Raw genomic sequence first — 11,220 nt, forward strand, 5'->3', positions numbered from 1 at the left:
CGCGGCATGATCGGGGCATGAGGAGTCCCGTCGGCCGGGTGTCCCGGCGCACCGCCGCACTGGCCGCGCTGCTCGTCGCGGCCGTCGCGGCGGCCCTGCTCGTCGCCGTCCCGACCGGCAGGAACGCCGCCCCCTGCACCGCCCGCACCATCGCCTCCTGGACCCCCGAGACCCGCCTCACCCACGCTTTCGCCCGGTACGGCAACGACAACTCCCGGCTCGACGACTGGACCGGCGGCGACGGCACCCACTCCGTACGCCTCCCCGACGGCCGCACCCTCTGGCTCTTCTCCGACACCTTCCTCGACCGCATCCAGCCCCCGCCCAACCCGAAGGGACAGCCGCACTACTGGCGCACCCGGGCGACCGGCGGCGGCCCGCCAGGACTGATCCGCAACTCCCTCGTCCTGGCGGGCCGTTCGGGCCGCCCGTACGACACGCTGATCCGCCGCACCCCGGCAGGGCCCGCCGGCTACTTCCCCGATCTGCCGCGCTCCGCGGGCCCGGCCGGCGCCTGGCGCTGGCCCGTCGCCGCACGCGTCGAACCCCGCACCCCCGGCTCCTCCGTACGCGTCCTGCGCGTCCTGCTGTGGAACCGCGCCCCCGGAACCGGCCCCTGGCTCTTCGGCGAACCCCGCACCACCGAGGTCGCCACGCTCTCCCTGCCCCGGCTGCGCCTGGAACGCGTCACCACCGTCGGCGACCGCACCCCGGCCGCCGACCCCGGCACCCGCGTGCTCTACGGCACCGCGGCCGTACGGTACGGACGGCACACCTACGTCTACGGCAACGACGCCCCCGCCGACCGCCCGGCGGGCCGCGCGTACCTGGCCCGCGTGCCCGCCGGCCGGCTCGCCGACCCCCGCGCCTGGCGCTACTGGGACGGCCACGGCTGGCGGACCGACCCCGAACGGGCCGCGCCCGTCCTGCGCAACGACGGCCGGCGCGGCGTGGGCAGCGCCTTCACCGTCGTCCGCGACGGCGGCACCTGGGTGCTGTTCACCATGGACGCTGCGGGCGGTGGCGGCCGCGGCCTGGCCACCTTCACCAGCTACTGGTCCTGCACCGCGCAAGGTCCCTGGCACGGCCCGAACGGCGAGGTCACCCCGCCGCGGCCGCCCGACCCGGCCGGCTCACCCGAGCGCACCGCGGTCTACAACCCGCAGGCGCACCCGGAGTTCACCGGCCGTGCCGGTCTGCTCCTCAGCTACGACGTCAACACCCTCGGCCCGCCCGGCACCGCCGCCACCGGCGCGGTCAACGACGACGTGTCGCTCTACCGGCCGCGGTTCCTGCGGGTCCGGCTGACAACGGGCTGACGGCGGGGGGCACCGGGCCCCGTCTGTCCTCACCCGTCCTCGCCCGACCGGATCAGGTCGGCGGCGCGCTCGGCGATCATCACGGTCGGCGCGTTGGTGTGGCCCCGCGTGATGCGCGGCATGACCGAGGCGTCCACCACCCGCAGGCCCGTGACGCCCCGCACCCGCAGCGCCGGATCGGTCACCGCGTCCTCGCCCGTCCCCATCCGGCAGGTGCCCACCGGGTGGTACAGCGTCTCCGCCAGCGCCCGCACCGTGGCCTCGGTACCGGCGTCGTCCTCGCTCGCCCGCCACGGCGGCAGCGCGGCGCCGACGTGCGGGCGCAGCGCCTCCGTACCGAACAGCTCCTCGGCGAAGCGCACGCCCGCCACCATCCGCCGCAGGTCGGCCGGTCGGCTCAGATACGCGGGCTCGATGCACGGCGGCGCGGCCGGATCGGCGTCCGTCAGCGTGATCCGGCCGTGGCTCTCCGGCTGCAGCAGGATGACGCCGATGGTCACGCCGTGCTCGGCCGGCGGCGTCAGGCCGTGCCGCACGAACGGCACCGGCGCGAAGATCAGCTCCAGATCCGGCGCCGCCAGCTCGGGCGTACTCCGTATGAACGCGACGGCCTCACCGACGTTCGAGGTCAGCGGGCCGCGCCGGGCCAGCAGGTACCGCGCGATGTTCGCCGGGGTGTCGGCGCCGGTGAGTGTCACCGGACGCTCGGCGTACCGCAGCACCGGCACCGACAGATGGTCCTGCAGGTTCCGGCCCACGCCCGGCAGGTCCGCCACCGGCGCGATGCCCAGCGCCTTGAGGTCGTCCGCGTCCCCTACGCCGGACCGCAGCAGCAGCTGCGGCGAGCCGATCGCCCCGGCGCTCAGCACCACCTCGCGCCGGGCCCGCAGCACCCCGCCCGGCAGCTCGACCCCGTGGGCCCGGTTCCCGTCGAAGAGGACGCGGCGGACCTCGGCGTCCGTGACCACCGTGAGGTTGGCACGCCGCAGCGCGGGCCGCAGATAGCCGTCGGCCGTGCTCCAGCGCCGCCCGCGCCGCTGCGACAGCGGGGTGGCCGCGCAGCCGCTGTGGTCGGGCTCGTTCAGCTCCGGCAGCCGCGGCAGACCGGACTCGGCGCACGCGTCGAGGAAGGCGGCGGACAGCGGGTGCAGGTCGCGCGCGGGGGAGATCCACAGCGGACCGGCCGAGCCGTGCACCCGTTCCCGGCCCTCCTCGTCGTTGATCGGCGGCGCCGGCGGCCCCGCCCACCGCTCGGCCCGCCGGAAGTAGCGGGCGACCTCGTCGTACCCCCAGCCCTCGCCGGCCTCCGCCGCCCAGGCGTCGTAGTCGTCGCGGTGGCCGCGCACCCACATCATCGCGTTCAGCGAGGACGAGCCGCCGAGGGTGCGGCCGCGCGGCCAGTACAGCTCCCGGCCGTCCAGCGCGGGCTGCGCCGTGGTGGTGAAGTCCCAGTCGTACGCCGTCTTGAACAGCTTCGGGAAGGCCGCGGGGATGCGGACCTCCTGCCGGCGGTCGGGGCCGCCCGCCTCGACCAGCGCGACCCGCACCGTCGGGTCCTCGGACAGCCGGGCCGCGAGCACGCAGCCCGCCGAACCCGCCCCGACGACGATGTAGTCGTACGTTCCCGACGCCGCGTTCCCGCGCGCCGCTGACCGCCGTACCATCCGCAACTCCCTTGCGCCGTCGGCCCGGTGACCGGAGTGATCGCCGACAGCAGGGTAGAGGAAGCGGGCCGCCGGGTCAGGAGTGCACGACAGGACGCAGGCGGGGGCCGGGACGGGTGGCGCGCCCTACGGGCTCGTCGTGGGCGTGGCGCTGGGCGAGGCGGAGCGGGGCGTGACGTACGGATAGGCGTTGTTGCCGCCGCAGGCCAGCGGGCCCACTTCCACGCCCTTGCCGCGTACGGTCACCGCGATCTCCTCCGGCTGCCGGCCGCCCGGCACCTGCCCGTTGGCCGCCGTGCACACCAGCTGGCTGACCGCGGGCTGGTCCAGCCGCTCGGGGTCGATCGGCACGGTGATGGTGATCCGGCCACCGCTCGGCGCGACCGTCACCTTGTCGTGCAGGTCCGGCAGCGCGGTGGTCAGGCCGCGTTGCCGCTCGGCGGCGTTCGGCCCGGCCAGCAGCAGGTCGACCGCGCGCTGCGGAGTGGCAGGGCGCTCCGCCGACCGGGCCGCGGCGCGCAGCCCGGTGGAGGCCAGGAAGAACAGCTCGACGTCGGCGGGCGCCTGCCCGTCCGACTTCAGCCCGGTCGCCGGCTCCCCGGCGTCGATGACGTCACTGGGCTCGATGCCGCAGCCGGCGAGGGCGCAGGCCAGCAGGGCGGCGAGCGCGGCGGCCGCGGTCCGCGTGCGATGGCGGCGGCTCGTACGGACGGCGGGCCGTGCGGCGCGGGTGCGGTGGCTCGTACGGCGGGTCATGCCCTCTCCTCTCCCGGCGCGTGAGCTTCATCCGCCTCGTCCGGCTCGTCCGTCTCGTCCGTGCGCAGCGGCAGGTCGATGGTGAAGACGGCGCCGCCGTCCGGGGCGTTGGCGGCGCGCAGGGTGCCGCCGTGCAGCCGGACGTTCTCCATGGCGATCGCCAGGCCCAGACCGCTGCCCTCGGAGCGGGCCCGCGCGGAGTCCGCCTTGTAGAAGCGGTCGAAGACGTGCGGCAGCACCTCCGGATCGATGCCCGGACCCTGGTCGGCCACCTCGATCAGCAGCCGGCCGTCCGCCGGCGCGTGCAGCCGGACCGCGACCGGCTCGCCCCCGTGGTGCAGCGCGTTGCCGACCAGGTTCGCCACCACCACGTCCAGCCGGCGCGCGTCCAGCCGCGCCCGTACGCCCGCGGCGAGGTCGGCCGTCACCCGGTCCTGCCAGGCCCTGGCCTGCAACGTCTTGCGGATCGCCTCCGCCACGTCCACCTCGTACGCGTGCAGCGCCGCGGCCCCCGCGTCGAACCGCGACACCTCCATCAGGTCCTCCACCATCCGGGCCAGCTTCCCGGTCTCCTGGCTGATCAGCCGCACCGCCGACGCGGTGTCCGGGTCCAGCGCGCCGGCCTCCGCGTCCTCGTCCAGTACGTCCGTCACCGCGGTCATCGCGGCCAGCGGCGTCCGCAGCTCGTGCGAGACGTCCGCCGCGAACCGCCGCGAATTGGACTCCAGGCGGCGCAGCTCGGCCACGTTCTCCTCCAGGTGTGCGGCCATGTCGTTGAATGTGAGGGACAGTTCGGCCAGCTCGTCCTCGCCCTTCACCTCCAGCCGGGTGTCCAGCTTGCCCTCGGCGATCCGCCCGGCGGCCTGCCGCAGCTTGCGCACCGGCCGCAGCACACCGCGCGCCGCCAGCAGCGCCGGGACGAGGGCCAGCGCCAGCACCGGCAGCGCACCCCGCTGCGCGGCGCTCACCAGCTCCTCGACGTTGGCCTCCTCGGCGCGCAGCGGCAGCCGCGCGTACACGAACAGCTTCGACGGGGCGTGATCGTGCGCCCTCGTCACCGGCATGCCGATCAGCAGCCACGGCTCGCCGCCGCGCTCGACCCGCTGGAACGCCGGCACGTGCCGCCGCTCCACGGAGTCCCGCAGCTCCTGGGGCACCGCGATCTCCGCGTCCGAGCCGCCGTCCGGCACGCCCTCGTAATCCGCCTCGACGTCCCAGTCCCTGGCCTTGCCCGACCGGTCCAGCTGCCGCGCGAACTCGTCCAGATCCGCCCGGTCGGGCGGCACCGGCAGGTCGGGGGCGAGCGAATTGATCTGCCCGCGCAGATCGTTGATGGCCGTGTCCTGCGCGCGCTCCAGGATCGCGTTCCTGGCCTCGCGGTAGGTGAGCGCGGCGGTGGTCAGCGCGCTGACGGCCGCCACCAGCAGGAACGCCACGACCAGCCGGGCCCGCAGACCGCGCAGCAGCTGCCGCAGCCCGGCCCGGCCACGGAGGGCCGTCACAGCGGGCCGAAGCGGTAGCCGAAGCCGCGGACCGTCTGGACGTACCGCGGGCTGCGCGGCGTGTCCTCGATCTTCGTACGGAGCCGCATCACGCACGCGTCCACCAGCCGGGCGTCCCCGTGGTAGCTGTGCTCCCACACGTGCTCCAGCAGCTGCTGACGGCTGAACACCTGCCCGGGCGCCGCCGACAGGAACAGCAGCAGCTTCATCTCCGACGGTGCGAGCGCCAGGTCCTGGCCGTTCTTCGTGACCACCAGCCCGGCCCGGTCCACGACCAGCTCGCCGTGCGTCTCCACCGGCGCGGGGCCCGGGTCGTACGGCCCGCCGTCGTCCAGCGCGGGCGGCGCCGTCCGCCGCAACACCGCCCGGATACGGGCCTCCAGCACCTCGCCCCGGGCGGGCTTCACGATGTAGTCGTCGGCGCCCGCCTCCAGCCCCAGCACGACGTCCAGGTCGTCACCGCGCGCCGTGAGCATGATGATCGGCAGCTGGCGGTCGGCCCGGATGCGCCGGCACACCTCGAAGCCGTCCTTGCCGGGCAGCATCAGGTCCAGCAGCACGATGTCGGGCCGGAAGGCCGGCAGCGTGGTCAGCCCCTCCTCGCCGCTGGCAACGGCCGCCACGTCGTGCCCGCGCCGCCGCAGCGCGAGCGAGACCCCGTGCCGTACGGCGGCGTCGTCCTCGATGAGCAGTACTCGTGGCATGCGACCAGTATCGGTACGTTTCTTGACGGCTCGGTAACAGCGGCGACGCGGCGGGCGGGTGACGAGCGGTCCGGGAGCGGGTGGGCCCCGCGCCCGCGCTCAGCCCTCGCCGAGCAGCTCCGCGAGGCCGCCGTCCACGTCGAGCCGCTCGGACCCGGCCGGCACCGCCTCGTACGACCGGGCCAGGAACAGCCGGACATCGGCCGAACTCATCTGCACCATCGCGACGCCGTCCGCCACGTGCAGCTCCAGCACCGTGCGGTCGTCACCGAGCGGACGCACCCGTACGTCACCGGTGCCGGCCCGTCCGCGCAGCCCTTCGGAGAGCAGCTCGCGCGCGAACGTCCACTCGACCGCCGCCCCGTCCAGCGAGATCTCGGGCGGGAAGGACATCCGCACGGCCAGCGGGTCGGCCGGGTGGTAGTGCAGGACGGCGGGCACCGGGCGCGCCCCGGGCGCCGTGGCGATCAGACGGACCTGCACGGCTTGGTCGATGGCGCTCTGCATCGCGGCTGCTCCCTTACGGCTCGGGTGGATGGACGTGACCGGGCTGCGCACGGCCCACACTGCTAGACGCTGTGCCCGGGTGAGCCGTGCCTGTGACAGGTGTGTGATCTATGTCATGTCGAGGTGAGTCCTGTCCTTCATGGGGTAGGCGCACCGTTTTCGGCGCCCGGTGGTGGCGGAGGTGCTGGATACGGAATATCAGGTACGTGGGGTGAACGATCACCCGGGGCACCTGGTTCCTGCCACACCGCCCGGCACCCCGGCCGACCTGCGCTTTTCGGGCTTCCCGGGCCTCCGGGGCGGTTTACGCGTAACGGACGGGAGGTCTGCGGGGACGCGGACGCGGCCGTTCCTCACGCCTCGCGGAGCAGCGCCGCGAGGTCGGCGTCCACGTCCAGGAGACGGGGCTCGTCGCCCCGCGGCACCACCAGGTACGTACTCGAAAGGAACCGCCGCAGGTCGGCGGAGGCGAACCGGACCACCGCCATGCCTTCCGAGGCGTGGAATTCCAGCATCGTGTGGCGCGGACCGTGCGGCCAGGCGCGCACGTCACCGTCCCCGGCCGGCTCCCGCATCCCCTGCGCGAGCAGCTCGCGGCCGAACGTCCACCGGACCTCGGCGCCGTCCAGGGAGGCAGTGGCCGGGAAGATCGCCTGGACGGCGAACGGATCGCTGCTCTTGTAGCGCAGCCGAGCGAGGACGGCGCGCGACTGCGATGCCGTCGCGATGAGGCCGGCCTGAACAGCGTGGTCGATGATGTCCGGCATCGTCGGCTCCCTGGTGTCCGGTGACGGTTCCTTGCCTCTACGACATCTAGGACGGCGGCATCGTTACGGCAGTGCACCGGATTTCCGCGTGAGCTGCGTCACGGGCCCCCGACGGGCCGCCGGCGGACGCCCGACGGCCTTCTGCCGGGCGCCTGACGGGCCACCCGGGGGCGGTCCCGCGGCGCTCAGCGGGAGCGGTACGGAGACGTACTCGGCCGGCCTCGGTAGCCGGCGTCGACTCCCGTACGAGGGCCGAGTACGCCATACGGACGGACGGCTGGGGCGCAACGCCGTACGTGCGCGGAACCGGCGGAGCCGTACCGCGGTGCGTACCGCGGCGCGTGTGCGGCACCGGCGGATCTGCGCCCGCGTTGCGTGTGCGGCACCGGCGGATCTGCGCCCGCGTTGCGTGTGCGGCTCCGGCGGAGCCCCGCCGAGCCGCTTCCTACGACCGGTACTGCTCCACCTGGGACGACGGGCGGACGGCCGCCTCGTCCGGGTTCTGCCCGAACTCGCTCTTGGCGCGCCGCTGCCGCAGCAGGTCCCAGCACTGGTTCAGCTCGCGTTCCAGCGCGGCCAGCTGCGCACGCTCCTCGTCACCGCCGGTTTCCTCGGCGGCGATGCGTTCACGCAGCGCCCTCTCGGTCTCCACCATCGCCGAAATGCGCGCGAGGATCTCCTGCTGGTCCATGGATCGCTCCTCACTGGCGGACAAGCCCCTGGGCCTTCACCGCTCACTCTAGGAAGCGGCGCCGTACCCCGCGATTCGGCGCGCCGAAGCCGCACACGCGCCCGCCTCGGCCGGGCCCTCAGGCCCGTGGGGCGCCCAGCCGGCCCTCCAGGTGCAGCAGCAGGTCGGAGAGGGCCGTGGAGAGGTTCCCCAGCTCCTCCCCGGACAGCCCGGACAGCAGGCTCGACTCGAACGACAGCTGATCGGGCAGCAGCCGGTCGATCAGCTCCCGCCCCTCGTCGGTGAGGCTCAGGTGCGCGACCCGCCGGTCGCGCGCGTCGGCGCGCCGGGCGACCAGCCCGCGCTCCTCCAGCAGCCGCAGCCGCTTCGTCACGGCCGCGCCCGAGGCGAAGGTCTCGCGGGCGAGCTGGCCCGGCGTGAGCTCACGCCCCGTACGCCGCAGGGTGCCGAGGATGTCGAATTCGGCCCGCGTCAGCCCCTCCTGTACGAGCGGCGCGTCCACCGCCTGCTGGAGCAGCGCCGAGCAGCGGTTGAGCCGGCCGATCACCGCCATCGGCCCGGTGTCGAGACCGGGGTGCACCTGCTGCCACTGCCGCAGCACCCCTGCGACGATGTCCTCGGCCACGCTCAGCACTCCTTCGTCCGGCCGTTCTTCCGCGCCCATTCTGCCCACTCGCGCCCTGCTCGCCGCCCCACCGGCGGCCCCGCCGAGCCGGCGGCGCCGCCTGCCGAGCCGCCCCGCTAAGCCGCCAGCGCCGGCGCACTGAGGTGCCGGACGAGACGGGCGAGGGTGCGGTGGCCGTCGCGTTCGGCGAGCGCGACGCGCTCGGCGGGCAGGGCCCGCTGCCACCACTCACCGGAGGCGACCTCGACGGCCTCCCGCAGCTCGACGAGCGCCGCGGCGAGCCGGTCGCGGGCCCAGCCCGCCTCCAGGTCGTCCGGCCGGTCCGCGGCGAGCACCGCGGCCGCCGCTTCCCGCGCCGCCGCGACGTGGCCCATCGCGGCCTCGATGCGGTCGGTGGCCCGCCGGTTCGTCACCAGGACGCAGCAGACCAGCCCGATGATCCCGCCGACCACCGTGTCCACCCAGCGGTCGCGCACGAGGACGCCCGCCGGCATGGCGTTGCCGAACGAGGTCAGCAGCAGCGCCATCGGGGTCACGCACACCGAGCCGAGCCAGTAGTTGCGCGGAATCCACGCCTCAGCGCCGATCTGGAAGAGGATCACCAGCAGCACCATCGCGAGGTGTCCGGTGTGGATCACCGGCAGCAGCGCGGTGAAGAGCAGCAGCCCGAGGAGGTTGCCGAGGGCCCGCTGCACGGCGCGCTGCCACGAGAGCGTGGTGTTGGCCTGGAAGACGGAGGCCGCGGTGACGACCGCCCAGTACGGGTGCTCGGACCCGATGGCCATGGAGGCCCAGCCCGCCAACGTACAGCCGATCAGCACCCGCGCCCCGAGCGGCAGCAGCGGCGAACCGGGCCGCAGCTGCCGCAGGACGGCGCGGAAGCCGCGCGGGTGGTCGGGGGAGGGGCGGCGCAGGTCCAGCGCGGTGCCCTCCTGGTCGGCGGCGATGCCGGCCAGCTCGGCGGTCTGCCCGGCGTCCAGCGTCACCTCGGGCAGCGGCCTGCCGCGACGCAGGTCCCGCGCCCAGCCGGCGAAGCGCTCGGCCTCCGCCGCGTGCTCCTCGGCCGGTACGTCGGCCACGGCCAGCGCGGACTCGGCCCGTACGAGAAGCCGCTCCAGGCGGGCCCGAGCCGCGTACTTCGCCGCGCTGCGGGCCGGTACGAGGAAGATCGTCTGCCAGGCGGCGTTCACCGCGGCGGCGGTGGCGTGCCGGGGCCCCACGGCCGCGTCGGGCGCGGCCCGCAGCAGCCCGGCGGCGGCCTCCAGCGCCCGTGCGGTGGCGATGCGCTGCGGCCCCTCGGGCCGGACGAGCCAGGGCGCCATGCACACGAGCCAGGCGACGGCGCCGCCCGCGACGGCCAGCAGCAGATGGACGGGGATGTCGCCGGGCCGCTGCGGTACGAAGAAGGCCGAGGCCGAGATGAAGGTGATGATGAGGTTGCCGGGCGGCCCGATACGGACCGCGTCGCACATCATCTTGTGCACCGCGGCGAGCGCCGAGGCGATCAGCACCAGCAGCACGGTGCTGTCGAGGAACGAGGAGCTGACCAGGCCGACGGCCAGGCTGGCGATCATGCCGAGGATCACCCACGCGACGGTCCGGGCGCGCGCCGCGTACGGCTTGTTGTGCCCGTAGAGCGCGCACATCGCGCCGGCCGAGGTGTAGAGGACCAGGTCCATCCGGTCCAGGGCCAGCAGCGCCAGGTCGGGCAGGCCGATGGCGACGGCCGCGCTGAAGGCGGGCTTGTGCCAGTGCCGGGCCTCCGCGGGCCGCCGCAGCCGCACGGTGCTCCTGAGCGGGAGCGGCCGGGTCCGGATCGTGTTTCCTGCCCCGGTACTGATCGTCTTCGTCTTCTTTCGCCCCAGTCGCGTAGGTCCAGCGTGCTTGCCCATACATAAATATTAGCAGGTGTTTTACTCGTGAAGAATTGATCGCGTCCGGGCCGGCGCTTGCCGGCCGTTTGCCGGAGTCCATCTGTGTCCGCCGGTGTTTGCCGGAGTCCGTCTGTGTCCGTCTGTGTCCCCCGGCCCTCTGTGGGGGCCCTCAGCACGGGCTCCTTCGGGGGGCGTGGGCCCCTTCAGGGAAGGCGGGCCTCTTCGGCGCCTTTCCAGAGGCTGCGGCAGGGGCCTCTCCGGAGCTTCCGGAGGTTCCGGAGGCCCCGGAGCGCGGCGGGAGCACCACGCGCATCGCGCTCCCCTCGCAGGCGCCCCGGCGTGCCCCCTGGGCCTCCGGCGTGCTTCCGTGTACGCGAGGGGTGCCTCTTGTCCGTCTCGCGGAAAATGCGATAGTCAAGTGGACCGATCACGGGGGGACCCATGCGTAGATACCTGGCCATAGTCATCACCGCGGCCATACTGAGCGGCACGCTCGGCATCGCGTCGGCCGAGACCGCCTCCGCCGCGTCCCGGCACTACCGGACACCCCAGTGCGTCAAAGTCGTGAAGTACTACACGAAGAAGCACAAGCGCTACGTCCGGCTGACGAACCTCTGCACCAAGCGCACCGCCTGCTACACGATCGTCGTCCCCTGGCGCCCCGATCCCCACGGTCGCCTCAAAAAGGGCGCCACGAAGAACGTCCGCTACGGCACGGACCGAGACCCTCGCGCGCTGTATGTGAAGAACCGGGGGTGCTGAGGGGGCTGCGGTGTCAAGGGGGCGGTGCCCTCGCGGGGGCTGAGCCCTC

11 protein-coding genes are annotated in these 11,220 nt (G+C 74.3%); 2 read left to right on the forward strand and 9 right to left on the reverse strand.

Going from position 1 to position 11,220, the window contains the following annotated elements; genetic code table 11:
• Positions 1-17 precede the first annotated feature (17 nt).
• Positions 18-1,319: a DUF4185 domain-containing protein gene (locus tag C3486_RS04765; RefSeq protein WP_103831278.1), complete on the forward strand. Its 1,302-nt coding sequence runs from the start codon at positions 18-20 to the stop codon at positions 1,317-1,319.
• A 29-nt stretch (positions 1,320-1,348) separates the two neighbouring features.
• Here the strand turns inward: C3486_RS04765 and C3486_RS04770 are convergent, their stop codons facing one another.
• The 9 genes from C3486_RS04770 to C3486_RS04810 all read right to left on the reverse strand — a co-directional run bounded on the left by C3486_RS04770 (position 1,349) and on the right by C3486_RS04810 (position 10,319).
• Positions 1,349-2,983: a GMC family oxidoreductase gene (locus C3486_RS04770; RefSeq protein ID WP_103831279.1), complete on the reverse strand. Its 1,635-nt coding sequence runs from the start codon at positions 2,981-2,983 to the stop codon at positions 1,349-1,351.
• 126 nt (positions 2,984-3,109) lie between these two features.
• The gene (locus C3486_RS04775; protein WP_103831280.1) at positions 3,110-3,739 is read right to left on the reverse strand and encodes a GerMN domain-containing protein; all 630 of its coding nucleotides are present in this window, start codon (positions 3,737-3,739) and stop codon (positions 3,110-3,112) included.
• Positions 3,736-5,241, reverse strand: coding sequence for an ATP-binding protein (locus tag C3486_RS04780; RefSeq protein ID WP_258052595.1), 1,506 nt, complete (start codon positions 5,239-5,241; stop codon positions 3,736-3,738). Before C3486_RS04780 ends, C3486_RS04775 begins: the two co-directional genes overlap by 4 nt.
• Positions 5,238-5,945 carry a response regulator transcription factor gene (locus tag C3486_RS04785; RefSeq protein ID WP_103831281.1) on the reverse strand — a complete coding sequence of 236 codons (708 nt, stop codon included), beginning with the start codon at positions 5,943-5,945 and terminating at the stop codon, positions 5,238-5,240. Before C3486_RS04785 ends, C3486_RS04780 begins: the two co-directional genes overlap by 4 nt.
• 99 nt (positions 5,946-6,044) lie before the next feature.
• The gene (locus C3486_RS04790; protein ID WP_103831282.1) at positions 6,045-6,452 is read right to left on the reverse strand and encodes an SsgA family sporulation/cell division regulator; all 408 of its coding nucleotides are present in this window, start codon (positions 6,450-6,452) and stop codon (positions 6,045-6,047) included.
• A 353-nt stretch (positions 6,453-6,805) separates the two neighbouring features.
• Complete coding sequence (locus C3486_RS04795; RefSeq protein ID WP_103831283.1) at positions 6,806-7,219, reverse strand: SsgA family sporulation/cell division regulator; 414 nt, start codon at positions 7,217-7,219, stop codon at positions 6,806-6,808.
• A gap of 445 nt (positions 7,220-7,664) precedes the next feature.
• Entirely contained in the window at positions 7,665-7,910 is a 246-nt protein-coding gene (locus tag C3486_RS04800) for a DUF2630 family protein (RefSeq protein ID WP_103831284.1), read from the reverse strand.
• 118 nt (positions 7,911-8,028) lie between these two features.
• On the reverse strand, positions 8,029-8,535 hold the full coding sequence (locus C3486_RS04805; RefSeq protein ID WP_103831285.1) for a MarR family winged helix-turn-helix transcriptional regulator: 507 nt from the start codon (positions 8,533-8,535) through the stop codon (positions 8,029-8,031).
• 116 nt (positions 8,536-8,651) lie between these two features.
• Positions 8,652-10,319: an FUSC family protein gene (locus tag C3486_RS04810; protein ID WP_258052596.1), complete on the reverse strand. Its 1,668-nt coding sequence runs from the start codon at positions 10,317-10,319 to the stop codon at positions 8,652-8,654.
• Between the two features lie 531 nt (positions 10,320-10,850).
• Here C3486_RS04810 and C3486_RS04815 point away from each other — a divergent pair.
• The gene (locus tag C3486_RS04815) at positions 10,851-11,171 is read left to right on the forward strand and encodes a hypothetical protein (protein ID WP_103831287.1); all 321 of its coding nucleotides are present in this window, start codon (positions 10,851-10,853) and stop codon (positions 11,169-11,171) included.
• The last annotated feature ends 49 nt before the right edge of the window (positions 11,172-11,220 follow it).

The sequence above is a fragment of the Streptomyces sp. Ru73 genome, from assembly GCF_002920575.1.
In the GTDB taxonomy this organism is placed as follows: domain Bacteria; phylum Actinomycetota; class Actinomycetes; order Streptomycetales; family Streptomycetaceae; genus Streptomyces.

Coding starts and splice junctions, on each gene's coding strand:
- C3486_RS04765 (WP_103831278.1), top strand. CDS start 18: ATGAGGAGTCCCGTCGGCCGGGTGTCCCGGCGCACCGCCGCACTGGCC.
- C3486_RS04770 (WP_103831279.1), bottom strand. CDS start 2,983: ATGGTACGGCGGTCAGCGGCGCGCGGGAACGCGGCGTCGGGAACGTAC.
- C3486_RS04775 (WP_103831280.1), bottom strand. CDS start 3,739: ATGACCCGCCGTACGAGCCACCGCACCCGCGCCGCACGGCCCGCCGTC.
- C3486_RS04785 (WP_103831281.1), bottom strand. CDS start 5,945: ATGCCACGAGTACTGCTCATCGAGGACGACGCCGCCGTACGGCACGGG.
- C3486_RS04790 (WP_103831282.1), bottom strand. CDS start 6,452: ATGCAGAGCGCCATCGACCAAGCCGTGCAGGTCCGTCTGATCGCCACG.
- C3486_RS04795 (WP_103831283.1), bottom strand. CDS start 7,219: ATGCCGGACATCATCGACCACGCTGTTCAGGCCGGCCTCATCGCGACG.
- C3486_RS04800 (WP_103831284.1), bottom strand. CDS start 7,910: ATGGACCAGCAGGAGATCCTCGCGCGCATTTCGGCGATGGTGGAGACC.
- C3486_RS04815 (WP_103831287.1), top strand. CDS start 10,851: ATGCGTAGATACCTGGCCATAGTCATCACCGCGGCCATACTGAGCGGC.